22 protein-coding genes, 1 tRNA gene and 1 pseudogene are annotated in these 22,684 nt (G+C 70.6%); 14 read left to right on the forward strand and 10 right to left on the reverse strand.

Annotated features, from left to right (window positions below; genetic code table 11):
* A pseudogene (locus C665_RS10420) lies at positions 1-321 on the reverse strand (signal recognition particle-docking protein FtsY); the annotation flags it as partial.
* A gap of 164 nt (positions 322-485) precedes the next feature.
* Between C665_RS10420 and C665_RS10425 the strand changes: the two are divergent.
* The 5 genes from C665_RS10425 to C665_RS10445 are packed head-to-tail and all read left to right on the forward strand — an operon-like array spanning position 486 to position 4,620.
* The gene (locus tag C665_RS10425; RefSeq protein WP_051021722.1) at positions 486-1,898 is read left to right on the forward strand and encodes a M16 family metallopeptidase; all 1,413 of its coding nucleotides are present in this window, start codon (positions 486-488) and stop codon (positions 1,896-1,898) included.
* Positions 1,899-1,924: 26 nt separating this feature from the next.
* The gene (locus tag C665_RS10430; protein WP_004308336.1) at positions 1,925-3,328 is read left to right on the forward strand and encodes a M16 family metallopeptidase; all 1,404 of its coding nucleotides are present in this window, start codon (positions 1,925-1,927) and stop codon (positions 3,326-3,328) included.
* On the forward strand, positions 3,325-3,864 hold the full coding sequence (rsmD, locus tag C665_RS10435) for a 16S rRNA (guanine(966)-N(2))-methyltransferase RsmD (protein WP_004308337.1): 540 nt from the start codon (positions 3,325-3,327) through the stop codon (positions 3,862-3,864). The genes C665_RS10430 and rsmD overlap by 4 nt, the downstream gene beginning before the upstream one ends.
* Complete coding sequence (coaD, locus tag C665_RS10440) at positions 3,861-4,349, forward strand: pantetheine-phosphate adenylyltransferase (protein ID WP_004308339.1); 489 nt, start codon at positions 3,861-3,863, stop codon at positions 4,347-4,349. Before rsmD ends, coaD begins: the two co-directional genes overlap by 4 nt.
* A gap of 19 nt (positions 4,350-4,368) precedes the next feature.
* Positions 4,369-4,620 (forward strand): YfhL family 4Fe-4S dicluster ferredoxin, encoded by a 252-nt coding sequence (locus C665_RS10445; protein ID WP_004308341.1) that lies wholly within the window; start codon positions 4,369-4,371, stop codon positions 4,618-4,620.
* A 90-nt stretch (positions 4,621-4,710) separates the two neighbouring features.
* Here C665_RS10445 and C665_RS10450 read toward each other — a convergent pair whose 3' ends face one another.
* Both C665_RS10450 and mutM read right to left on the reverse strand, forming a co-directional pair.
* On the reverse strand, positions 4,711-6,675 hold the full coding sequence (locus C665_RS10450; protein ID WP_004308343.1) for a dynamin family protein: 1,965 nt from the start codon (positions 6,673-6,675) through the stop codon (positions 4,711-4,713).
* A gap of 163 nt (positions 6,676-6,838) precedes the next feature.
* Positions 6,839-7,657: a bifunctional DNA-formamidopyrimidine glycosylase/DNA-(apurinic or apyrimidinic site) lyase gene (gene mutM / locus C665_RS10455; protein ID WP_004308346.1), complete on the reverse strand. Its 819-nt coding sequence runs from the start codon at positions 7,655-7,657 to the stop codon at positions 6,839-6,841.
* A 199-nt stretch (positions 7,658-7,856) separates the two neighbouring features.
* On the opposite strand from mutM, the gene C665_RS10460 reads away from it, so the two are divergent.
* The 7 genes from C665_RS10460 (at position 7,857) to pth (ending at position 13,602) form a co-directional block, all read left to right on the forward strand.
* On the forward strand, positions 7,857-9,572 hold the full coding sequence (locus C665_RS10460) for a tetratricopeptide repeat protein (protein WP_004308349.1): 1,716 nt from the start codon (positions 7,857-7,859) through the stop codon (positions 9,570-9,572).
* Positions 9,569-10,171: a lipoprotein insertase outer membrane protein LolB gene (lolB, locus tag C665_RS10465; RefSeq protein WP_004308351.1), complete on the forward strand. Its 603-nt coding sequence runs from the start codon at positions 9,569-9,571 to the stop codon at positions 10,169-10,171. Before C665_RS10460 ends, lolB begins: the two co-directional genes overlap by 4 nt.
* Entirely contained in the window at positions 10,153-11,040 is an 888-nt protein-coding gene (ispE, locus tag C665_RS10470; RefSeq protein ID WP_004308354.1) for a 4-(cytidine 5'-diphospho)-2-C-methyl-D-erythritol kinase, read from the forward strand. Before lolB ends, ispE begins: the two co-directional genes overlap by 19 nt.
* A 39-nt stretch (positions 11,041-11,079) precedes the next feature.
* Positions 11,080-11,156, forward strand: a tRNA-Gln gene (locus C665_RS10475).
* Positions 11,157-11,247: 91 nt separating this feature from the next.
* On the forward strand, positions 11,248-12,198 hold the full coding sequence (locus C665_RS10480; RefSeq protein WP_004308356.1) for a ribose-phosphate pyrophosphokinase: 951 nt from the start codon (positions 11,248-11,250) through the stop codon (positions 12,196-12,198).
* 87 nt (positions 12,199-12,285) lie between these two features.
* On the forward strand, positions 12,286-12,888 hold the full coding sequence (locus C665_RS10485; RefSeq protein WP_004308358.1) for a 50S ribosomal protein L25/general stress protein Ctc: 603 nt from the start codon (positions 12,286-12,288) through the stop codon (positions 12,886-12,888).
* 33 nt (positions 12,889-12,921) lie between these two features.
* Positions 12,922-13,602: an aminoacyl-tRNA hydrolase gene (pth, locus tag C665_RS10490; protein ID WP_004308360.1), complete on the forward strand. Its 681-nt coding sequence runs from the start codon at positions 12,922-12,924 to the stop codon at positions 13,600-13,602.
* 6 nt (positions 13,603-13,608) lie between these two features.
* Here the strand turns inward: pth and C665_RS10495 are convergent, their stop codons facing one another.
* Positions 13,609-14,583 carry an ATP adenylyltransferase family protein gene (locus C665_RS10495; protein ID WP_004308361.1) on the reverse strand — a complete coding sequence of 325 codons (975 nt, stop codon included), beginning with the start codon at positions 14,581-14,583 and terminating at the stop codon, positions 13,609-13,611.
* A gap of 421 nt (positions 14,584-15,004) precedes the next feature.
* On the opposite strand from C665_RS10495, the gene ychF reads away from it, so the two are divergent.
* Complete coding sequence (ychF, locus tag C665_RS10500; RefSeq protein ID WP_004308362.1) at positions 15,005-16,096, forward strand: redox-regulated ATPase YchF; 1,092 nt, start codon at positions 15,005-15,007, stop codon at positions 16,094-16,096.
* A gap of 143 nt (positions 16,097-16,239) precedes the next feature.
* Here ychF and C665_RS10505 read toward each other — a convergent pair whose 3' ends face one another.
* The 6 genes from C665_RS10505 to C665_RS10530 all read right to left on the reverse strand — a co-directional run bounded on the left by C665_RS10505 (position 16,240) and on the right by C665_RS10530 (position 22,175).
* Positions 16,240-17,583 (reverse strand): metal-dependent hydrolase family protein, encoded by a 1,344-nt coding sequence (locus C665_RS10505; RefSeq protein WP_004308363.1) that lies wholly within the window; start codon positions 17,581-17,583, stop codon positions 16,240-16,242.
* A gap of 89 nt (positions 17,584-17,672) precedes the next feature.
* Positions 17,673-18,197: a peptide deformylase gene (gene def / locus C665_RS10510; protein ID WP_012586046.1), complete on the reverse strand. Its 525-nt coding sequence runs from the start codon at positions 18,195-18,197 to the stop codon at positions 17,673-17,675.
* A gap of 21 nt (positions 18,198-18,218) precedes the next feature.
* Complete coding sequence (locus C665_RS10515; protein WP_004308366.1) at positions 18,219-19,124, reverse strand: DMT family transporter; 906 nt, start codon at positions 19,122-19,124, stop codon at positions 18,219-18,221.
* Positions 19,121-19,531, reverse strand: a complete 411-nt coding sequence (locus tag C665_RS10520; RefSeq protein ID WP_004308368.1) for a GtrA family protein — start codon at positions 19,529-19,531, stop codon at positions 19,121-19,123. Before C665_RS10520 ends, C665_RS10515 begins: the two co-directional genes overlap by 4 nt.
* Complete coding sequence (locus C665_RS10525; RefSeq protein WP_004308371.1) at positions 19,528-21,168, reverse strand: glycosyltransferase family 39 protein; 1,641 nt, start codon at positions 21,166-21,168, stop codon at positions 19,528-19,530. The genes C665_RS10520 and C665_RS10525 overlap by 4 nt, the downstream gene beginning before the upstream one ends.
* Complete coding sequence (locus C665_RS10530) at positions 21,165-22,175, reverse strand: glycosyltransferase family 2 protein (protein ID WP_012586047.1); 1,011 nt, start codon at positions 22,173-22,175, stop codon at positions 21,165-21,167. The genes C665_RS10525 and C665_RS10530 overlap by 4 nt, the downstream gene beginning before the upstream one ends.
* A 183-nt stretch (positions 22,176-22,358) precedes the next feature.
* Here C665_RS10530 and C665_RS10535 point away from each other — a divergent pair.
* On the forward strand, positions 22,359-22,684 hold a 326-nt coding region (locus tag C665_RS10535), incomplete at its 3' end, for a ChbG/HpnK family deacetylase (RefSeq protein WP_040829019.1).

Raw genomic sequence — 22,684 nt, forward strand, 5'->3', positions numbered from 1 at the left:
TTCCGGCTGCGGCTCGGGCACGGCTTCGGCTGGCGCCTGCGCAGCGGGCTCCGGCTCGGCAAGGGCCGCCGCCTCGGCGGCCGGCTGCGCAGGGGATTCGGGCAGCGCAGCGGGCTCGACGGGCTCTGCGGTCGCGTCGATCTCCGCCGCGTCGCGACGCGCAGCCTCGGCCACCGAGGCCTCCGCGGGCGCTTGCGGCGCCGGCGCGCCGGCGAGGTCTTCGGCGCGGACCTCGGAGGCGGTCTGCTCCTCGGCAGCCTGCTCGGCGGGCCTGGCCTCGTCGACAGACTTGCCGAACTTCTTCTTCAGGAAACCAAACATGAAACGCTCGGGTCAGAGGGGACGTTTTGCGTCGGCGCACGCGGCCCGGCAAGCATGGGCGCGCACCGCCGATCACGCTAAGATGCGGCTCCCCGGCACTGGCTGCGCCATGCGCAGCGGGCCTCGCGGAGTGCCGCGGATTCTAACAGATGCAGGACAACTCCATGTTTCGCCTCCCCCCCGCCCTCCGCCTCGCCCGCCTGCCCGGAAGCCGCCTCGCACGCGGGCTCCTCCTCGGCGCGACGCTCTCCGCCGCGCTCGCCCCGCCCGTCCTCGCCAACCCCTTCGAGACCACGCTCGCCAACGGCATGAAGCTGATCGTCAAGGAGGACCGCCGCGCCCCCTCGGTGGTGCACATGGTGTGGTACCGCACGGGTGCGATGGACGAGCCGGACGGCGTCTCGGGCGTGGCCCATGTGCTCGAGCACATGATGTTCAAGGGCACGAGGGAGGTCGGCCCGGGCGAGTTCAACCGCCGCGTGGCCGCCGTCGGCGGGCGCGACAACGCCTTCACCGGCAAGGACTACACGGCCTACTTCCAGCAGGTGCCGCCCGCCCACCTGCCGGCGATGATGGCGCTCGAGGCCGACCGCATGAAAAACCTCGTGCTCACCGACGAGGAGTTCGCGCGCGAGATCGAGGTGGTCAAGGAGGAGCGCCGCCTGCGCACCGACGACCAGCCGCGCGCGCTCGTGTTCGAGCAGCTGATGGCCACCGCCTACCAGGCCCACCCCTACCGCCGCCCGGTGATCGGCTGGATGCCCGACCTCGAGGCCATGCGGCCGGAAGACGCGCGCACCTGGTACCGGCGCTGGTACGCGCCCAACAACGCGTACCTGGTGGTCGTGGGCGACGTCGACCACCGCGAGGTGTTCCGCCACGCCGAGCAGACCTACGGCGCCCTCCCCGCCGGCGAGCTGCCCGCCCGCCGCATCTCCCCCGAACCGGCGCAACGCGGCCCGCGCGCCTCGACGGTGAAGGCCCCCGCCGAGCTGCCCTATCTCGCCATGGCCTGGCACGTGCCCGCGCTGCGCGATCCCGCCAACGACCGCGAGGCCTTCGCGCTCGACGTGCTCGCCGCCGTGCTCGACGGCTACGACGGCGCCCGCCTCACCCGCGGCCTGGTGCGCGACCAGCGCATCGCGGTCAGCGTCGGTGCCAGCTACGACACCGGCAACCGCGGCCCGGCGCTGTTCTACCTGCACGGCGTGCCCGCCGCCGGCACCAGCCCGGAGGCGCTCGCCGAGGCCTTGCGCGCCGAGCTGCGCCGTATCGCCGACGAAGGCATCAGCGCCGCGGAGCTCGCGCGCGTGAAGACGCAGGCGATCGCCGCCCAGGTATATAAGCGCGACTCGCTGATGGGCCAGGCGATGGAGATCGGCCACCTCGAATCCGCGGGCCTGTCCTGGCGCGACGAGGACAGGCTGCTCGATGGCCTGCGCGCGGTCACCGCCGAGGAGGTGCAGGCGGTAGCAAAGCGTTACTTCGACGACGCCAGCCTCAACACCGCCCGCCTCGATCCGCAGCCGCTCGGCGACAAGCGCCCGCGCTCGTCCTTCGCCGCCCCGCGCCACTGAAGCGCAACGCCCACGAAATGCCCGCCATGACCGCAGAAACCCCCAGCCTCGAGCGCTCCCCCACCCGCCCCCGCCGCCTCCATCTCCTGCGCACCGCCGCGTTCGTACTTGGTGCCGGCGCGGCGGCCGGCGCGCTCGCCGCCCCCGAGATCGTCGAATGGACCGCGCCCACCGGCGCGCGGGTGCACTTCGTCGAGAGCCGCGCGCTGCCGCTGGTCGACATCCAGATCTCCTTCGCTGCCGGCGGCGCGCTCGACCCCGAGGGCAAGGCCGGGCTGGCGAGCATGACCCAGGCCCTGCTCGACGCCGGCGCCGGCGGGCTCGACGAGCAGACCATCGCCGACCGCAAGGCCGATCTCGGCATCGAGCTCTCCGGCGGCACCGACAACGACCGCGCCAGCATGGCGCTGCGCAGCCTGTCCTCGCCCGCCGAGCTCGACGCCGCAGTCGAGCTCGCCGCCACCCTGCTCGCCCGCCCCGACTTTCCCGCCGCGGTGCTCGAGCGCGAGCGCAGCCGCGCGATCGCCGGCCTGCGCGAGGCGCTGACCAAGCCCGCCACGCTCGCCGCGCGCCAGTTCAACGCCGCGCTCTACGCCGGCCACCCTTATGGCCACGACAGCACGCCGGAGTCGCTCGCCGCGATCGGGCGCGACGACCTGGTCGACTTCCATCGCCGCCACTACGGCGCCAACCGCGCCACGGTAGCGATCGTCGGCGACGTGGACCGCGCCGCCGCCGAGCGCATCGCGGTCCGCCTCACCGCGGGCCTGCCCGCGACGCAGGCCGCCATGCCGCTGCCGGCGCCCGCGCCCACCACGGCCCGGACCTTGCGCATCCCGCACCCCTCGGCGCAGGCCCACATCCTCGTCGGCCAGCCCGGCATGGCGCGCGAGGACGCCGACTACTTCCCCTTGCTGGTGGGCAACTACGTGCTCGGCGGTGGCGGCTTCGTGTCGCGGCTGACCGCCGAGGTACGCGAGAAGCGCGGTTTTGCCTACAGCGTGTACAGCGCGCTGTCGCCACAGCAGGTCGCCGGCCCCTTCCAGATCGGCCTGCAGACGCGCGGAAGCCAGGCCGAGGAAGCGCTCGCGGTGGTGCGGGCGACGCTCGCGGGCTTCCTCGCCGACGGCCCCAGCGCCGAGGAGTTGCAGGCCGCCAAGGACAACCTGATCAATGGCTTCGGCCTGCGCCTCGACTCCAACGCCAAGCTGCTCGACTACGTGTCGATGATCGGCTTCTACCGCCTGCCGCTCGACTGGCTGGAGCGCTACCCGCAGCAGGTCGCCGCGGTCGACGTCGCCGCGGTGCGCGCGGCCTGGCAACGCCGCATCCGCCCGGAACAGCTCGTCACCGTGATCGCCGGCGGCGACGGCGACCGTCCCGCGGCGGCGGGTGCGTCCACCACGCCCCCCGCGGAAGCCGCGCAGTGAGCCGGGTCCGCATCGTCGGCGGACAGTGGCGCTCGCGCCTGCTCGACGTGGCCTCGGTGTCAGGCCTGCGCCCGACGCCCGACCGCGTGCGCGAGACCCTGTTCAACTGGCTGGGCCAGGACCTCGACGGCCACGCCTGCCTGGACCTCTTCGCCGGCACCGGCATCCTCGGCTTCGAGGCCGCCTCACGCGGCGCCGCCCGCGTCGTCCTGGTCGAGCACGACGCGCGCGCGCTCGACGCACTGCACAAGGCGGCAAAGACCCTACAGGCGGCGCAAGTAGAGATCGTGCGCGGCGATGCGGTAAGATTCGCGCAATCCACGCCGCAGCGTTTCGACGGCGTGTTCCTCGATCCGCCCTACAAGCAGGGCTGGATCGAGCGGGTGTCGCCTTGGCTGGACCGGCTGGTCCGTCCCGAGGGATGGCTCTATGTCGAATCCGAAGTCGCCGTGGACAGCCTCGGCGCATGGCGCGCGGTCAAGCAGGGCCGCGCCGGGCAGGTCCATTTCCATCTCATGCGCAGGAGCGAGGAATGAAGGAAGCGATCGCGGTCTATCCGGGCACCTTCGACCCGTTCACCCGCGGCCACGAGGATCTCGTGCGGCGCGCCTCGATCCTGTTCGAGAAGGTCGTCGTCGCGGTCGCGCGCAGCAACAGCAAGAACCCGATCTTCGGACTGGAGGACCGGGTCGACATCGCACGCGATGCCGTCTCAGCCTTTCCCAACGTCGAAGTGGTCGGCTTCGACTGCCTGCTGATGGAATTCCTCCAGCAGCAGGATGCGCGCGTGATCATCCGCGGGCTGCGTGCGGTATCCGACTTCGAATACGAATTCCAGATGGCAGGGATGAACCGCAAGCTTTATCCGGACGTCGAGACGGTGTTCCTGACGCCCGGTGAAGAATTCATGTTCATCTCCGCCACGATGGTGCGGGAGATCGCCCGCCTCGGCGGCGACGTGAGCAAGTTCGTGCAGCCCAGGGTGCTCGCACGGCTGCAGGAAAGACTCAAATCAAAGTAAACGCAAGGAAGCGAAGACCATGGCTCTGATGATTACCGACGAATGCATCAACTGCGACGTCTGCGAACCGGAGTGCCCCAACGGCGCCATCTACCAGGGCGAAGAGATCTATGAGATCGACCCCAACAAGTGCACCGAGTGCGTCGGCCACTTCGACGAGCCGCAGTGCCAGCAGGTGTGCCCGGTGGACTGTATCCCGCTCGACCCCAAGCGCGAGGAGACCAAGGACCAGCTGATGGCCAAGTTCCTCAAGCTGACCGGCAAGGCCTGATCACACCCGGCGGGAGCCCATCCCGCCGCACGAGACGACGGGGGCGGCCATCGGCGCGCCCCCGTCCGCTTTATTGCATGCGCGCGCCGCTCAGGCGGCCGCACGCACGCCCGTCACAGGCGTGTTGGCGGGCACGTCGAGCGCGTCGGCGACCGCGGCCTCGAGGTTGTCGAGCTCGTCCAGCAGCGCGCGCAGCGCCTCCTCGCCCTGCATCAACTCCTCCACGCGGCTCTCCAGCGTGTCGGTGGCCTCGTGGATGCGCTTGACGCTCTCGAGCCGGCGCTTGAGCTGGATCTGGTACTCGCGCACCTGGGTCTCCAGCGGCGACATCACCGCGCGCAGCCACTGCTCGACGTCGCGGTTGGCGAGCTCGAAGGTCTGGCGCGCCTGCACCGCGACGGTCTCGAAGAACTTCTGCGTGAGCGCGTGCTTCTCGGTGGTGACCAGGGTCAGCGCGGTGTTGATCTGGCGGTTGAAGGCCGTCTCCAGGCGCTCGAGCTCCTTCTCGTAGCGCAGCGTCGAGAAGCCTTCGGGTGCGGTGAGCTTGAGGCCGTGCTCGACGCTGAAGCGCTTGTACATGGCGTCGAGCATGCGGGTGATCTCGCCGATCTCCTCGGTAGAGCGCTGCAGGTTGCCACGCAGGCTGCGGAAATAGCCCTGCATGGCGTTGCGCAGCCCGCGCGTGAAGCTGGATTCGAGCATCGCCTCGCGCGTGCGCCGCGTCTCGTCGCGCACCGCGTCCAGGCCCATGTGCGCGAACAGGTTGTTGGCGAGGTCGGTGAACACCGTACGCACCGCGTAGTACTTCTGCAGACCCTGCTCGAACTCCTCCTTCTCGCTGCGGATCTTGCGCATCATGTATTCGATGACGCTCTGGTTCTTGCCGCGCAGGTCGGTAAGTTCCTGGAGCTGTTCGCGCAAGCCGGCCAGGCGCGCCTCGAGCAGGCTGCGCGTGGCGGCGGCGACCTCGGCGGACTCGGCGAGGATGTCCTCGCGCACGATCTCCTGCTTGGCGGGCAGCAGCCCCTCGGCGAGCGCACGCTCGAGCTGTGGCACACGGCTGCGCGCGAGCAGGGCCTCGTCGCCCTGGATGCGCGCCACCAGGCCCTTCTGCGCCGACACCGGGAACACTGCGGCGGGCTCGACGCCGAGGGTCGCGGCGACCGAGTCGACCTGGCGGCCGATCTCGGCTTCGATGCGCGCTTCGTCGCGCAGCCCGTCCCACAGCCCGTCGATCTTGTTGAGCACGACCAGGCGCCCGCGCTGGCGCTCGCTGCCAGCCTGCACGTAGTTGCGCCACACCGCGAGATCGCTCTGGGTGACGCCGGTGTCGGCGGCGAGGATGAACAGCACCGCGTGCGCATTCGGCAGCATCGACAGGGTGAGCTCGGGCTCGGCGCCGATCGCATTGAGGCCCGGCGTGTCGAGCACCACCAGGCCCTGCTCGAGCAGGGGATGCGGGAACTGGATGACGGCATGGCGCCAGCGCGGGATCTCGATGCGACCCTCGGCATCGGGACGGATGCCGTCGTCCCCTGCGGCATCGACGCGGAAGCCGAGCGCCTGCGCTTCGGCGACCTCGACCCGCTCGGTCTCGCCCACGCGCGCGAGCGCGGCCTGCAGGCCGGGGGCGTCGACCGCGTCAAGCGCGATCACGGTCCATTCTTCGGGATAGCGCTTGAGCTCGCTCACCGGCGTCTGTCGCGCGCGGCTGCGGATCGGCAGCAGACGCAGCTCGGGCTGCGCCCCCTTCTGCCACTGCAGCTCGGTCGGGCACATCGTGGTGCGGCCCGCGCTGGAGGGCAGGATGCGGTCGCCGTGGTCGGCGAAGAAAATCGCGTTGATGAGCTCGGATTTGCCACGCGAGAACTCGGCGACGAAGGCCACCGTGAGCTTGTCGTCGCGCAGGCGGTCGAGCAGGTATTGCAGGCGCATGTCCGCCTGGGCGTTGCCCACGTCGTTGCGCGCCAGCCACGCGCGCAGGCGGGCCACCGCGTCGCTGGCGTGGCCGCGCCAGCGGCTGTAGGCGGAAAACTGTTCGGTGAGATCGGTCATCGGCGTGCTCGTCCGGCAGGCGGGGGGGCGTCGGGCGCGCGCGAGGGCAAGGCCTCGCCGGCCCGCAGCGCAGAACATTATTCACCATAACCCGCTTCGCGGTTCGCGAGCGTGCCAAATTGCACGCCGCCTGCATGCCCCCCACCGGGGCATCGCCGTCCTTTCAGCTGCGGCGCTGGCAGCGCGGACAGAAGAAGCTCGCGCGTTGGGCGCTGACGATGCGCCGCACCGGCGTGCCGCACACCCGGCAGGACTCGCCGTCGCGACCATAGACGAAGTACTGCTGCTGGAAATAGCCTGGCCGGCCGTCGCCGCCGACAAAGTCGCGCAGCGTGCTGCCGCCGGCCGCGATCGCGGCGGCGAGCGTCTCGCGCACACAATCGACCAGGCGCGCGCAGCGTCGCGGCCCGAGCCGGCCGGCGGGCTCGAGCGGATGGATGCGGGCGCGGAAGAGGCTCTCGGAGGCGTAGATGTTGCCCACGCCGACGAGCTTGCGGCTGTCCATCAGCACATGCTTGATCGGCGCGCGCAGACCGCGCGTGATGCGCAGCAGCCAGTCGGCGTCGAAGCCGTCGCCGAGCGGCTCCGGCCCCAGGCCGGCGAGCAGCGGATGCGCCGCCACGTCGCCGGGCTGCCATACCACCATGCCGAAGCGGCGTGGGTCGCGCAGACGCAGCGCGCACTCGCCGAAGACAAAATCGACGTGGTCGTGCGCGCCCGCCGGCTCGGCCGCCGCGACCACGCGCAGGCTGCCCGACATCCCGAGATGCACGATCACCGTGCCCGCGGGAAAACGCAGCAGCAGGTACTTGGCACGCCGGTCGACCGCCTCGAGCCTGGCGCCCTCGATGTGCGCGGGCAGGTCGGCGGGCACCGCCACGCGCAGGCGCGGATTGCGCACCACCAGCCGGCTCAGGCTGCGGCCCTGGACGTGCGGCCGGATTCCACGGCAGGTGGTCTCGACTTCGGGCAGTTCGGGCATCGGGAAAGGAATCCGTGGGCTGCCCGCGCGCGGGCGCACACGGGGAACGGGTTGCGGCAGGGGCGGCGATCTGCCTACCATGGCATGAACCGAATTGTAGCCGAGCACTCGAAGCTTTCGCGGCACCCCCCGGCGGGTGCCAGGCGTTTCTTGCGCCGCGGCTCTGGCGCAACCCATCGAAGGTCCCGGAATTCCTCCCATGAAAACCCAGCTCGCCCGCATCGCCCGCTCCCTCTGCCTGGCCTTCGCGCTCGGCGCCGGCGGGGTCGCGACGGCGGCCAGCGGCGAGGCCGGCGAGGGCAACCTGCCCGCGCAGGAACTCACGCCGCGCACGCTGTACCACTTCCTGCTCGCCGAGATCGCCGGCGCGCGCGGCCAGATCGGCCTGTCGGCACAGCTCTATCTCGACCTCGCGCGCAGCACGCGCGACCCGCGCATCGCCCGCCGCGCCACCGAGATCGCGATGTACTCGCGCAACCTCGTGATGGCGCGCGGCGCCGCGGAGATCTGGACCGAGGTCGCCCCCGACTCGGACGAGGCGCGCCGGGTACTCGCCGGGCTGAGCGGCGCCGGCCGCGGCGAGGACATCAACCTCGAGGCCATCCAGTTCCAGCTCGCGCGCGTGCTCGCGCAATCGAACGGCCGCCTCGCGCAGAACCTGCTGAGCCTCGGCCATACCCTCGCCCGCGTACCCGACAAACAGGCGGTGCGCGGCATCGTGATGCGCCTGACCGAACCCTACGTCGAGATGCCCGAGGCGCACATCGCCCGCGCGCAGGCGGCACAGGCGGTCGAGGACAGGATGGGCGCGCTCGCTGCGGTGGATCGCGCCCTCGAGCTGCGCAGCGGCTGGGAACCCGCGGTGCTGCTGAAGGTGCAGATCCTCCAGCAGGCAGGCGCGCACACGGAGGCCCTGCGCGTGCTCGAGGCCGAGGCCGCGCGCGCGCCGGCGAGCCGGTCGCTGCGCCTGGCGAAGGCGCGTGCGCTGGTGAGCGCGCAGCGCTTCGGCGAGGCACGCGCGGCCTTCAACCAGTTGCTCGAAGCCTCGCCGCAGGATCCCGAACTGCTCTATGCGGTGGGCCTGCTGTCGATGCAGCTCGAGGACTTCGCCGCGGCCGAGCTGCACTTCGCACGCGCGCTCGCCGCGGAGCACCCGCAACCCGACCTCATCCGCCTTCACCTGGGCCAGATCGCCGCCGACCGCGGCGAGGGCGAGCGCGCACGCAAGTGGTTCGGCGAGATCGAGAGCGAGGACCTCCGTCCCGAGGCGGACATCCGCAGCGCCCTGAGCCTCGCGCACGAAGGACGCATCGAAGAGGCGCGCGCCCTGTTACGCAACGACGTCGAGGATCCCGACCTCGCCCGCCGCTACCTGCTCGCCGAGGCGCAGATCCTGCGCGACGCCGAGCGTCCGACCGAGGCCCTCGCGCTGCTCGATGCCGCCCTGCGCGAGAACCCCGAAGACACCGGCCTGCTCTACGAGGCCGCCATGCTCGCCGAGCGCATCGGTCGCATGGACCTGCTCGAAGCGCGCCTGCGCCGCGTGCTCGAGCTGCAGCCCGATCATGCGCATGCGCTCAACGCGCTCGGTTATTCGCTCGCCGACCGCGGCCTGCGCCTGGACGAAGCCGAGGCGCTGATCGCACGCGCGCATGCGCTCATGCCGCAAGACCCCTTCATTCTCGACAGCCTCGGCTGGGTGCGCTTCCGCCGCGGCGATCAGGTCGGCGCGCTCGTCCACCTGGAGCGCGCCTATGGCATGCGCAAGGACGCCGAGATCGCCGCCCACCTCGGCGAGGTGCTATGGACACTCGGCCGTCGGGACGAGGCCCGACGGATCTTCGCCGAGGCGCTCGCAGCCCACCCCGACAACCGTCTGCTGACGGACACCGGCCGCCGACTGGGCATCCAGTGAGCCGACGCCCCCCGCATCGCTCGCAAGGCCTGCGCCGGACCCTGCTGGGCGGCGCCTGCGCACTGCTGCTTGCGGCATGCACGCCGACGCTGGTGCGCGACGGCGCTCAGCCCGCCGCGCGTCCCTTCCTGCCCGCGTTCGCGGTCGAGGGGCGGCTGTCGGCCACCGACGGCCGTAATGCGGCGAGCGGGCGCTTCGAATGGGTGCATGACGACGAGCAGGACCGCCTCACCTTGTTCAGCCCCCTCGGCCAGGTCGTCGCCCTGCTCGAGGGCGATCCTGCGGGCGCCAGCCTGGAGGCTGCAGACGGCAGCCGGCGCGAGGCCGCCGACGTGGACGCGCTGCTGCCCGAGGCGCTCGGCGTCGACCTGCCCGCCGCGCGCCTGCCGCGCTGGATCCAGGCCGCCCCGGCGGCCGACGCCGAGGTGCGCATCCTCGACGCCGCCGGTCGTCCGCAGCTCGTCTTCGACCAGGGCTGGCGCATCGACTACGCCGGCTATGCCGACGACACCGCCGCGGCCGCACCGCAACGCCTCGAAATCTCGCGCGGCGATGCCCGCGTGCGTCTGATCATCGATTCATGGACCGCCCTGCCCTGAACACCCTGCACACCCCCGACTGCAGCGATCCCGCGCGACTGGCCGCCTGCCCCGCGCCGGCCAAGCTCAACCTCTTCCTCCACGTCGTCGGCCGCCGCGCCGACGGCTACCACCTGCTGCAGACCGCATTCCGCCTGCTCGACTGGGGCGACACGATCGACTTCGCCGTACGCACGGACGGCGCGATCCACCGCCGCAACGAGGTGCCCGGCGTACCCGAGGCCGCGGACCTGGTGGTGCGCGCCGCCCGCCTGCTGCAGGCGCACACCGGCTGCGCGCTCGGCGCCGACATCACGGTGCACAAGGTGCTGCCGATGGGCGGCGGGATCGGGGGCGGCAGTTCGGACGCGGCGACCACGCTGATCGCGCTCAACCGCCTTTGGGGCACCGGGCTGTCACGCGCGCAACTCCAGGCGCTCGGGCTGCAGCTCGGCGCCGACGTGCCGGTGTTCGTCTACGGCCGCGACGCCTTCGCCGAAGGCGTGGGCGAGGCGCTGCAGGCGCTCGAACTGGCGCCGGCCTGGTACGTGGTGATCTCGCCCGGGGTCCAGGTGCCGACCGCCGAAATTTTTTCGGCGAGGGACTTGACGAGAAATACGCCCCCCATCAGAATGGCGGACTTCGCAGCAAGCACTACGCGAAACGACCTGCAGCCGGTTGCGTGCAGTCGCTACCCCGAAGTCTTGCGTGTGATCGAGTGGCTGGATGTGCATGCACCGGCCCGCATGACAGGCTCGGGCGCCTGCGTGTTCGCGGAAGTCTCCTCGGAAGAAGAGGCCGACCGCATCACGAAAGATTGTCCGCCACGCTGGAAGGCTTGGAAGGCGCGCAGCATCGCTCGCCATCCGCTTTACGAGTGGTTACAATAGCGCCCGCGCAGCACTCGACGCGCAGCGAAAAAGGTTTCTTGGGGAGTCGCCAAGTCGGTTAAGGCACCGGATTTTGATTCCGGCATTCGAGGGTTCGAATCCTTCCTCCCCAGCCATACAACGACGGGCAGACCATGGGTCTGCCCGAGTCGTTTTTACGCGCCGAATATTCGCTCGTCGTTCCTTACGGCACTCGGAGTAGCAGAAATGCCCCACGGCAGCCTGATGGTCTTCACCGGCAACGCCAACCCCAAGCTTGGCGCCGACGTGACGCGACGCCTGGGGATCTCCCTCGGCTCGGCCACCGTCGGCCGCTTCTCGGACGGCGAGGTCAATGTCGAACTGCTCGAGAACGTGCGCGGCAAGGACGTCTTCGTCCTGCAGCCCACCTGCTCCCCGACCAACGACAATCTGATGGAACTGCTGGTGCTGGTCGACGCCCTCAAGCGCGCCTCCGCCGGCCGCATCACCGCCGCCATCCCCTATTTCGGCTACGCCCGCCAGGATCGCCGCCCGCGCTCGGCGCGCGTGCCGATCACCGCCAAGGTGGTCGCCAACATGCTGCAGGCGGTGGGCGTCCAGCGCCTGCTGACCATGGACCTGCACGCCGACCAGATCCAGGGCTTCTTCGACATCGCGGTCGACAACGTGTACGCCGCGCCGGTGCTGCTCGCCGACCTCGACAAGCAGAAGTACGACGACCTGCTCGTCGTCTCGCCCGACGTCGGCGGCGTGGTGCGCGCGCGCGCCTTCGCCAAGCGCATGGAGTGCGACCTGGCGATCATCGACAAGCGCCGCCCCAAGGCCAACGTCTCCGAGGTGATGAACATCATCGGCGAGGTCGAGGGCCGCACCTGCGTGATCATGGACGACATCGTCGACACCGCCGGCACCCTGTGCAAGGCTGCCGCCGCGCTCAAGAAGCACGGCGCCAAGCGTGTGCTGTCCTACTGCACCCACGCGGTGCTGTCGGGCGCGGCGGTCTCGCGCATCAACGAGTCCGAGCTCGACGAGCTGGTCGTCACCGACACCATCCCGCTGCGCGACGACGCCAAGGCGTGCCCGCGCATCCGCCAGATCTCGGTGGCCTCGCTGCTCGCCGACACCATCCTGCGCATCAGCAACGAGGAGTCGGTCTCCTCGCTGTTCATGGAATAAGGCTTTCGCCCTTCCGACCCCGCGTCGGACGGGCATCCACCGTCTCCGCCTGGTCGCGGGCAGGGACAACCCACTCAGGAGCATCACATGCAAATCGAATTCAAGGCCACCAAGCGTGACGCGCAGGGTACGGGTGCGAGCCGCCGCCTGCGTCGCGCCGGCCGGATCCCGGGCATCCTCTACGGCGGTGCGGGCGAAACCCAGCCGGTGTCGATGGACCACAACGAACTCTACCACCTGCTGCGCAAGGAAGCCTTCCACGCTTCCGTGCTCTCGATCGAGGTCGATGGCGCCAAGCAGAACGCCGTGCTGCGCGACGTGCAATGGCACCCGTTCAAGCAACAGGTGCTGCACCTCGACTTCCAGCGCATCGCCGCGGGCGAGAAGATGCACCTGAAGGTGCCGCTGCACTTCGTCGGCGCCGACGTCGCCCCCGCCGTCAAGCTCGGCGGCTGCATGATCTCGCACACCATCAACGAACTCGACGTGCAGTGCCTGCCCACGGACCTGCCCGAGTTCATCGAGGTCGACCTGTCGGCGCTGGAAGCCGGCCAGTCGGTGCACGTCTCGCAGATCAAGCTGCCGGCCGGCGTCGAGCTGGTGCAGCACGGCGAAGGCGACCCGGTGGTCGCGACCGCGCTGCAGGTGAAGGGTGCCGCCGAAGCCGAAGGCGAAGGCGAGCAGGCCTGATCGCCCGGCCCGGATGCAGGAGACCGACGACCGATGAGCAACGCCGCCGCGCGTCCGCCCCGTCTGATCGTCGGCCTCGGCAATCCGGGCGCCGAATACTCCGAAACCCGGCACAACGCCGGGTTTTGGTTTTGCGAGCGGCTCGCCGACCAGCTCGGCGCGCGCTACTCGTTCGAGTCGCGGTTCCATGGCCTGGTGGCCAACGCGCGTGAAGCGGGCATGTGGCTGCTGATGCCGCAGACCTTCATGAACCGCTCCGGCCAGGCGATCGGTGCGCTCGCGCGCTTCTACCGCATCGAACCGGCCGAGATCCTCGTCGTGCACGACGAGCTCGACATCCCCCCCGGCCAGCTGCGCCTCAAGTTCGGTGGCGGCCTCGGCGGCCACAACGGCCTCAAGGACACCTCCGCCCACCTCGGCACCAACGACTACTGGCGCCTGCGCATCGGCATCGGCCATCCGGGCGACCGCAACGAGGTGGTGAACTTCGTGCTCAAGCCCGCGCGGCGCGAAGAACAGCAGCAGATCGACGAAGCGCTCGACAAGGCGCTCGCGGTCTGGCCGCAGATCGTGCGCGGCGAGCTCAATGCCGCGGCGACCCGGCTCAACGTACGTCCCGCGCCGCCCAAGCCCCCGAAGCCTCCCAAGACCCCCAGGCCCGCGCAACCCGACGCCGGCACGGAACCGCCCGCGACGGACGGCTCCGCCGCCTGATCCCGCTCAGCAGCCCACCGCCGCCAGCGCGCGCAGCGGCCCGACCGCGCGGATCGCCTCGATCTGCTCGCGATGGCGTGTGTACAGCGTGCCACCGAAGCACACCGCGCTCATCGAGATCCCCTCGAAGTGCTCCCGGCTGCGCGGAATCGCCAGCAGCCAGCCATCGCCCGCGAGCAGGTTGAAGGGTGGCAGCAGCCCGTCCTCCCCCACTCCCAGGCCGAGCTCGGCACACGCACGCTCGAAGCCGGCCTGCAGGCTGTCGGCCGCCGTCTCCACCGCCTCGCCGCGACCGCAGCGCACGCGCACGAAGCAATGCCGCATCGGCAGCGCCGGATGCGTCGCCATCCCCTGCTCCGCCAGCCCTGCGGGCAGCCCGGGCGCGAACAGCCGCAGGCTGGCGTTGCCGGCATCGTCGGGCATCCACTGCACGTGCTTGTGGCGCTGGCTCGCCCCCGCAGCGGTGCCGCCGTTGTAGAGCCCGATCCCGCCCGCCTCGCCCATCAGCTCGGCGAGCGCGGCAAAGTCGCTGCGCGCGAGCGGCCGCAGCTGCTCCTCGAACTCCCGCCGCGCCAGCACCAGGTGGCGCGCGCACAGGGGGAACTTGTTCAGGATCGCCACATGGGCATCACCCACCCGTCCGACGGTGAGCGCCGGGTCGGGATTCAGGAAAGGATTGAAGTTCGGATCGCGCGGCCCGCCGGGGATCGCCACCGTCCTGTCGTCCTTGGTCACCTTGTCATTGACCACCCCACCTTGCACGCCTTCGGCCTTGCCCGCCCTGTCGCCAGCGGCGTCGGCCTGCGCCGGCGCGGCGCTCCTGCTCGCATCCTTGGCCGCGAGCGAGGACACCCAGCGCACGATGAAGCGCATGCCCGCGTCTTCCATTTCGACCTGCTCGGCCTGCACCGGCACCAGCGCCCCCGACGCCAGCGCCGCGTTGCTGCACGCATCGATCGCCTCGATCCAGTTGATGCTCATCCCTTCTCCTCCGGTGTGTTTTTGGGCAAATGCAGGATGGGCGATTGTAGGCCGGCAGCGAACCGAATGGCTCCTGGCCGGAAATGGCGAGGATGGCCGCAGGAGCCGCGACGACGCGGTCGGCCAGGCCACGGTGGATGCGGAGGTGGCGATCGCGACTCGCGTCGCTCCTACGGAAACCGGCACGGCTGCGGAAATGCACGAAGAGATCGTGCCCCGCCCCGGCCCCGCGGTCGGATCGAAGCCGCACCCAACCACGGCACCCCACCGCCTCCCTACCCCGCAGTCCGCGCACGGCGCGACCCCGCGCCCGCTTTGGAGCCCTACCCCGCGACACGGTACAATCCCCGGCTTTCCATACCGGATCAAGGCCGTAGCCCCCGATGCGGCGACGCAGCCCCCGGAACGATCAAGGATTCACATGAGCCTGAAATGCGGAATCGTCGGCCTGCCCAACGTCGGCAAGTCGACCCTCTTCAACGCGCTGACCAAGGCCGGCATCCAGGCCGAGAACTACCCCTTCTGCACCATCGAGCCCAACGTCGGCATCGTCGAGGTGCCGGATCCGCGCCTGGCCGCGCTGTCCGAGATCGTCAAGCCGCAGAAGATCCAGCCCGCCATCGTCGAGTTCGTCGACATCGCCGGCCTGGTTGCCGGCGCCTCCAAGGGAGAAGGCCTGGGCAACCAGTTCCTCGCCAACATCCGCGAGACCGACGCCATCGTGCACGTCGTGCGCTGCTTCGCGGACGACAACGTGATCCACGTCTCCGGCAGTGTCGACCCGATCCGCGACATCGAGGTCATCGACACCGAGCTCGCCCTCGCCGACATGGCCACCGTGGAGAAGGCGCTCAACCGCTACAAGCGCCCTGCCGCCTCGGGTGACAAGGAGGCCAAGATCCTCGTCGCCGTGCTCGAGAAGTGCTTCGCCCAGCTCGACCAGGGCAAGGCCGTGCGCGCGCTCGACCTGTCGAAGGAAGAATGGGCCAGCCTCAAGCCCTTCTGCCTGATCACCGCCAAGCCGGTGCTCTACGCCGCCAACGTCGCCGAGGACGGCTTCGAAAACAACCCGCACCTCGACGCCGTGCGCGCCCACGCCGCCGCCGAGGGCGCCGAAGTGGTCGCGCTGTGCGCCGCGATCGAGGCCGAGATCGCCGACCTCGAGGACGCCGACAAGAAGGAATTCCTCGAGACCATGGGCCTGGAAGAACCCGGCCTCGACCGCCTGATCCGCGCCGGCTACAAGCTGCTCGGCCTGCAGACCTACTTCACCGCCGGCGTCAAGGAAGTGCGCGCGTGGACCATCCACGTCGGCGACACCGCCCCGCAGGCCGCCGGCGTCATCCACACCGACTTCGAGCGCGGCTTCATCCGCGCCCAGACCATCGCCTACGACGACTTCATCCAGTACAAGGGTGAGGCCGGCGCCAAGGAAGCGGGCAAGATGCGCGCGGAAGGCAAGGAATACGTGGTCAAGGACGGCGACGTGCTGAACTTCCTGTTCAACGTCTGACCGGCGCCCCCTTCGGCGTCGAGGAAGTCGGCGGAGGCTGGCGGCTGTGCGCCCGCCGTCGGCGGCAGCGCAATGGTGACCGGCGCCACCATGCCGGCACGGATGAGCAAACTCGAACGCATGGGGGGCAGCGAAGGCGCCGCTCAGGGCAGCAGGTTCTTGTAGATGCGCCCGTTCTTCATGATGAGGACGAAGCTCGACTCGGGACGCTTGATGAGCGACAGGTCCGCCGTCGGGTCGCCATCGACCAGCAACAGGTCGGCGAGCGCGCCCTCGGCGACGACCCCGAGCGGCTTGCGATACGGGTTGCGCTCGCCGGTAAGCTCGAGCAGGGCGCCGTTGTTGCCGGTCGCGATCTGCAGCACCTCGCCGGGGGGATACCAGCGCTCGAGCGAGACCAGGCGTGCGTTCTGCACCTCTCCGTTGTCCCCCGAGAACAGGATGTCGGTGCCGAAGGCCACCTTCACCGCGTGCTTGCGCGCCAGTGCGTAGGCGCGATCGGTGCCGGCCGCCACCATCAGTTGCTTGACCCGGTTGGCCCCGGCCTGCGGGTTGGCGAGCTCGTTGTCGAGGAAGGGCTGGAGCGACCACCAGATCCCCTTCTGCGCCATCAGCCTGACCGTCTCCTCATCGACCAGCTGGCCGTGCTCCACCGCCTTGACCCCGGCCTCGATGGCGACCTGAACCGCACGGCTGGTGTAGGCGTGCACCGTAACGTAAGTGCCCCAGTTCTCTGCCGCAGCCACTGCGGCGCGGATCTCGTCCTGGGTGTATTGGGTGGCGTCGATCGGGTCGTAGATCGACGTCACCCCACCGCCAGCCATCAGCTTGATCTGCGTCGCGCCGAGCATCAGCTGTTCGCGGGTGCGCCGCAGCACCTCGTCGGCGCCATCGGCAATGGCGGCGGTGCGGGTAAGTTCGGTATGACTGAGACCCTGGCTGGCGGCGCGCGGCACCTCGTGCGGCAGACGGAAATCGCCATGGCCGCCGGTCTGCGAGATCATCGCGCCCGACGGGAAGATGCGCGGCCCGGGGAAACGCCCCTCCTCGATCGCACGCCGCAGGCCCTGCACCGGCCCGCCCATGTCGCGCACCGTGGTGAAGCCGCGCATGAGCGTCGCCTCGGCGACCTGCGCCGCACGCAGATTGGTATAGCCGACGTCGCTGGTCATCGCATCGACCAGCTTCTGGCCGATCAGCATCGAGTGCCAGTGCGCATCGATCAGGCCGGGCATCAGCGTGCGGCCCCCGCCGGCGACACGCGTCAGGTCGGCGTCCGCGGGCGGCGCGATCGGCGCCGCCGAGATGGTCTGGATGGTGTCGCCCACCACCAGCACGTTGACCGGCGAGCGGCCCCGCTCGCTGCTCCTGCCGTCGAAGACGAAGACATTCTCGAACAGGACGGCCTTGTCCGCCGCATGCGCCAGCGACAGCCACAGCGATGCGAGCACGACGACCCCGCAACCGAGACAGGTTTTCAGCCTCATCGGACGACCCCTCTGGACGTGATCGAAACAATCATCAGGATAGCAGTCCGGGCCGCCACCCCCGTCCTGGGGATAAAGCCAGGCCTTGGCTATCCCTGCAGCTCCGGAAACAGCACGTCCGTAAACCCGAAGCGGCGGAAATCCCGCACCCGCATCGGATACAGCACGCCGGCGAGGTGGTCGCACTCGTGCTGCACCACGCGCGCATGGAAGCCCTCGGCGAAGCGCTCGATCGGCTCGCCCGCGGGCGTGTAGCCGGTGTAGCGGATGCGCGTGGCGCGCGGCACCATGCCGCGCAGCCCGGGCACCGACAGGCAGCCCTCCCAGCCCTCCTCGCGCTCTTCCGTGAGCGGAACGATCACCGGGTTCAGCAGGATGGTGCGCGGCACCGGCGCGGCGTCCGGGTAGCGCTCGCTGCGCTCGAAGCCGAAGATCACCACCTGCAGGCCGACGCCGATCTGCGGCGCGGCCAGGCCCACACCGCCGTGCGCGGCCATGGTGTCGAACAGGTCCTCGATGAGCGCGGCGAGCGCAGGCGTGCCGAATTCGCCGACCGGCGCGGCCGGCTGCAGAAGGCGCGCATCACCCATGCGCAGAAGGGTACGGACAGCCATGGAATCTCTCTCCCCGATCGTTCAGCCGCGCCCGCCGAAGAGGCCGCGGATCCACGCCCAGCGGCTCACCACGAGGGCAAGGAAGATCAGCCCGCAGCCGGCGAGTTGCAGCGTGCTCATGGTCTCGGCGAACCACCACGCCGCGGCGAGCGCGGTCCACACCGGCTCGAGCATCATGATCAGCGCCGCGTGGCTGGGCGTGGTCAGGCTCTGGCCGTGGAGCTGGAGCAGGAAGCGCAGCGTGGTGGCGAGCAGCGCGCTCGCGAGCAGCCAGCCGAGCACCGGCGCGCTCCAGGCCTGCGGCCAGGTCTCGATCAGCAAGGCCGGCGGCAGCACCAGCACGCCGACGGCGAGCATCTGCACCACGCTGAGCGCGCGTACCGGCACGTTGCGTACGATGTGCGAGTTGACGTTGAACATGAGCGCGAACACCAGCGCCGCGCCGAGGAAGAACCACTGCCCGAGCTCGACCTCGAAGCCGCCGTCGAGCGACAGGCAGGCGAAGCCGGCGAGTGCGAGCGGCAGCGCGAACCAGGTGCTCGCCGGCGGACGATCGCCGAAGAACAGGCGCGCGAACACCGGCACCATGACGATGCCCATGCTGGAGATGAACGAGGCTTCGCCGAGGTGGCTGCTGTGCGACAGGCCGAGGATCCACAGCACCATGCCGCCGGCGAACAGCGCGCCGACGAGCAGGCTGTTGCGCAGTCCGCGCCGATCGAGCGCGCGCAGCTGCGGCAGCGAGAACAGTGCCAGCACCAGCCCGGCGATGGCGAAGCGCAGGCCGATGAAGATCAGCGGCGGCATGCCGGTGAGCGCCTCCTTGGAGAAGATCCAGCCCGCCGCGGCGATCAACGTGGTGAGCACGAGCAGGAGGTCGGCCTCGAGGCGGTGCGGCGGCGTACCGGCGGGAGCCTGTGCGCTCATCGGCTCTCCGTGTCGCGCCGGCCGCGGCGGAAGGTCCACAGGGCGTTGCCGGCGTAGTGCCACAGCAGCAGCAGCGCGGTCGTCAGCACCTGGGCGAGCAGGTAGTGCAGGCCGAGCAGCTCCATGAAGAAACTCATCAGCAGCGCCGTCCACGCCAGCCCGGCCAGCGCCACGGCGAAGAAGCGCGGCAGGGCCTGGGCGTGGCTGCGCGTGGACGCGAACACCAGCCGGCGCGCGAGGGCGTAGTTGACCAGCGCGCCGAGCATGAATCCGGCGATGGCCCCCGCCAGCGGCGGCGCATCCGCGCCCTCCACCAGCGCGAGCAACAGCGCGTAGTGGGCGAGCGTACCCACCGCCCCCACCGCGGCAAAGCGCAGGAAACGCGCGCATCCGCCGGACGGGCTCATCGGGGCCGCCGCTCCTCGCCAACCAGCGCGCGCCGATCCTTGACCACCGCCAGCACCAGCCCCGCACGCTCGACCTGCGCCACCACGCGGCCCCGCATGGCCTCGTCGCAACCCATGTGGGTGGGGGAGAGGTAGAAGTCCGCCCCCCACCAGTCGCGCGTCGCGCGCAACCCGGGCGCGAGCCACACCTGGGCTTGCAGCGGCTCGGCGCACACGGCCACGGAATAGTGTCGCCCTGCCCCCCCCTCGCGCGCGACCAGGGCGTTGAGGGCGTGCACCGCCTCGCGCAGGCTGCTCGCCCAGTAGTCCTGCTCCCAGCGCCCGACCGCCCCCTGCACGCCGCCCGCGAGGCGGTTGTAGGCGAGGTACTCGTAGGGATGCAGGCGGGCGAGCTGGCCGAGTTGGCCGAGGACCGCCAGGGCGCACGCGCCCAGCACGGCGCGGCGCAGCAGCGGCGGACGGACGCTCAGGCCGTGCCACGCGCGCACGAGCCCCATGCCCGCCAGCACCGCCAGTGGCGGCAGCACGAAGCTGAAATGGCGCAGCCCGTTGTACAGCGGCGGCGCCGCAAGCAGGGTGTAGACGAGCGGGAACAGCGCTGCCAGCACCACCGGCAGCCACGGCAGGGCCGCGCGCAGGGCCTGCTCGCCAGCGAGCGCCGGCACGGCGCGCACGCCGAGCAGCAGCGCGAGCGCGAGCCCGGCGAGGAAAAGCTCCGGCAGGCGCACCAGCAGGTAGGCCGCGAGGTAATGCCCCGGGACCTCGCCGACGTTCATCACGCGCCCGGCCAGCACGGTGTCGAGCTCGAAGCTGAAATGCGAGAACGCGCGCATCGCCGTGAGCACGTTACCCGGCTCCATCGCCGCCCACGGCCAGAACAGCGCGCCCAGCGCCAGCGCGATCGCCGCCGCCGGCAGCAGCGCCAGCACGCCGCGAAGCAGGAAACGCACCCGCCCGCCCGGCTGCAAGGCCGTCGCCGCGAGCACGCCGACGCCAAGGTAGAACACCGCGAACACCGCACCGATGCGCAGGCCGAAGGCGCAGCCGAGCGCCACACCCAGCCCCGCGAGCACGCGCCACGGCGGCGCGGGAAGCGTGTCGAGCACGCGCACGCTGAAGTACAGCGCCCACAGCATCGTAGTGGCGAAGGGGATGTCCTTGGTGTGGGTGAACATCGCGCCCGACCACGAGCCGGTGATCGACAACAGCACGAGCGCCGCCAGCCCCGCCCACTCGCCCGCGAGCCGGCGCGCGAGCAGCCAGGTGCCGGCCAGCCCGAGGAGACCGAAGACGGCCGAGATCAGGTGGCGCAGGTCCCACAGCGCCGGCCCTTCGGCCACCCCGGCGCGGTCGAAGGCCGCCGCGAGGAGGTCGAAGAAGCCCCCGTAAAGATAGAGGTTCTTGTATTCGAAGGCCTGGCGGTCGGCGAAGCTGGAGGCGTAGAAGTCGAGCAGCAGGCGGCCGTAGACATGCTGGACCTCCTCGTCGTTGCTGATGCCGTGCTGGTCGAAGGTGAGCAGCACGAACACCCCGGCCAGCGCCAGCACGGCGAGGGCGAGCCCGCGCGCGATCGCGCCATGCGCCCCGACGGATGCCGCCGCGGCCGGCGCACCCGCCGTCCCGCCTGGCGGGATCATCGATCGCGCTCCGGCCTGCGTTCGAAGCCGAGCCGTTCCGACACCAGGAACAGCGGCCGGCCCTTGACCTCGGTGAAGATGCGCCCCACGTACTCGCCGAGCACCCCCAGGCTGATGAGCTGGATGCCGGACATGAACAGCCCCGACACCATCAGCGACACGTAGCCGGGCAGGTCGATGCCGAACAGCATCGTGCGCAGCACGAGGAAAAGTCCGTACAAGCCCGAGAGCCCCGCCATCATCAGGCCGATCACCGACCAGACCCGCAGCGGCAGGGTGCTGAAGGCGGACAGGCCGTCGATCGCATAGCGCAGCAGGCGCAGCATCGACCACCCGGAGACGCCGCCGGCGCGCTGCGCGGGCTCGAACTCGACCACCTCCTGGCGGAAGCCCACCCAGCTCGTGATCCCCTTCATGAAGCGGGTGCGCTCGGGCAGGCTGTTGATCGCGTCGACCACCGCGCGGTCGAAGACGCGGAAGTCGCCCCCGCCCTCGGCGAGCTCGACCTCGGAGACCTTGCTGAAGAAGGCGTAGAAGCCGCGAGTCAGCTTGCGCCGCAGCCAGGGATCGGTGACGCGCGAGCGCCGCACTGCGGTGACCATCATCGCCCCGCCACGCCAGCGCGCGAGCATCTCGGGGATCAGCTCGGGCGGATGCTGCAGGTCGCCGTCCATCAGCACGATCACGTCGCCCCCAGCCGCCTGCAGCCCGGCGGCCATCGCCGCCTCCTTGCCGAAGTTGCGCGCGAAGCGGATCGCCTTGAGGTGGGGGTCACCCGCGCACAGGGCGGCCACGCGGGCATAGGTGTCGTCGCGGCTGCCGTCATCGACGCAGACGATCTCCCAGTCGGACAGCTCCAGCGCCGCAAGCACCTGCGACAGGCGCCGATGCAGCGCCTCCACCGTTTCGCCCTCGTTGTAGAGCGGGACCACGACCGAGAGTCGGGGGTGTGCCGAGGAGGCGGGCGGCACATGGGGGTGGGCATCGAGCGAGTCGGAGTGCGACACGATGGAACAACCGGCGAGTGGGCTCCGCAGCCGGAGCGAAGGCGTCCACGATAAACCATTCGCGCCCTGCCCGGCGCGCCCGGAGCACGGCTGGCTCGCAGGGACGGGCACCGCCGCACGGACTGCACCGCGGGAGGACCGGGTGCGGGATACTGCGGGCTTTCCGCCCGCAGCGCCGATCACATGCAAGCCCCCTCCCGCCCTGCCGCTCCAGGCACCCGTCCGATCGTGGTGTGCGCCGACGACTACGGCCTCGCCCCCGGTGTCAGCGAAGCCATCGCCGCGCTCGTCGAGACCGGCCGGCTGTCGGCCACGAGCTGCATGAGCGCGCTGCCCGACTGGCGCCGCGCCGCGCCGCCGTTGCGCGCACTGATGACACGCGCGCCGGCCGACGTCGGCCTGCACCTGACCCTGACCGACCAGCCTCCGCTCAGCGCCGCGGCACGGCGGGCCTGGGGCGAGCGCCTGCCGCCGCTCGGCCGCCTGCTCGCCGCCGCCCTCGCCCGCCG

This window comes from Thauera aminoaromatica S2 (assembly GCF_000310185.1).
Taxonomy (GTDB): domain Bacteria; phylum Pseudomonadota; class Gammaproteobacteria; order Burkholderiales; family Rhodocyclaceae; genus Thauera; species Thauera aminoaromatica.

What these genes read in the sequence shown, in the direction of transcription:
- C665_RS10425 (WP_051021722.1), top strand. Translation starts at nt 486, where the DNA reads ATGTTTCGCCTCCCCCCCGCCCTCCGCCTCGCCCGCCTGCCCGGAAGC.
- C665_RS10430 (WP_004308336.1), top strand. Translation starts at nt 1,925, where the DNA reads ATGACCGCAGAAACCCCCAGCCTCGAGCGCTCCCCCACCCGCCCCCGC.
- coaD (WP_004308339.1), top strand. Translation starts at nt 3,861, where the DNA reads ATGAAGGAAGCGATCGCGGTCTATCCGGGCACCTTCGACCCGTTCACC.
- C665_RS10445 (WP_004308341.1), top strand. Translation starts at nt 4,369, where the DNA reads ATGGCTCTGATGATTACCGACGAATGCATCAACTGCGACGTCTGCGAA.
- C665_RS10450 (WP_004308343.1), bottom strand. Translation starts at nt 6,675, where the DNA reads ATGACCGATCTCACCGAACAGTTTTCCGCCTACAGCCGCTGGCGCGGC.
- mutM (WP_004308346.1), bottom strand. Translation starts at nt 7,657, where the DNA reads ATGCCCGAACTGCCCGAAGTCGAGACCACCTGCCGTGGAATCCGGCCG.
- C665_RS10460 (WP_004308349.1), top strand. Translation starts at nt 7,857, where the DNA reads ATGAAAACCCAGCTCGCCCGCATCGCCCGCTCCCTCTGCCTGGCCTTC.
- ispE (WP_004308354.1), top strand. Translation starts at nt 10,153, where the DNA reads ATGGACCGCCCTGCCCTGAACACCCTGCACACCCCCGACTGCAGCGAT.
- C665_RS10480 (WP_004308356.1), top strand. Translation starts at nt 11,248, where the DNA reads ATGCCCCACGGCAGCCTGATGGTCTTCACCGGCAACGCCAACCCCAAG.
- C665_RS10485 (WP_004308358.1), top strand. Translation starts at nt 12,286, where the DNA reads ATGCAAATCGAATTCAAGGCCACCAAGCGTGACGCGCAGGGTACGGGT.
- pth (WP_004308360.1), top strand. Translation starts at nt 12,922, where the DNA reads ATGAGCAACGCCGCCGCGCGTCCGCCCCGTCTGATCGTCGGCCTCGGC.
- C665_RS10495 (WP_004308361.1), bottom strand. Translation starts at nt 14,583, where the DNA reads ATGAGCATCAACTGGATCGAGGCGATCGATGCGTGCAGCAACGCGGCG.
- ychF (WP_004308362.1), top strand. Translation starts at nt 15,005, where the DNA reads ATGAGCCTGAAATGCGGAATCGTCGGCCTGCCCAACGTCGGCAAGTCG.
- C665_RS10505 (WP_004308363.1), bottom strand. Translation starts at nt 17,583, where the DNA reads ATGAGGCTGAAAACCTGTCTCGGTTGCGGGGTCGTCGTGCTCGCATCG.
- def (WP_012586046.1), bottom strand. Translation starts at nt 18,197, where the DNA reads ATGGCTGTCCGTACCCTTCTGCGCATGGGTGATGCGCGCCTTCTGCAG.
- C665_RS10515 (WP_004308366.1), bottom strand. Translation starts at nt 19,124, where the DNA reads ATGAGCGCACAGGCTCCCGCCGGTACGCCGCCGCACCGCCTCGAGGCC.
- C665_RS10520 (WP_004308368.1), bottom strand. Translation starts at nt 19,531, where the DNA reads ATGAGCCCGTCCGGCGGATGCGCGCGTTTCCTGCGCTTTGCCGCGGTG.
- C665_RS10525 (WP_004308371.1), bottom strand. Translation starts at nt 21,168, where the DNA reads ATGATCCCGCCAGGCGGGACGGCGGGTGCGCCGGCCGCGGCGGCATCC.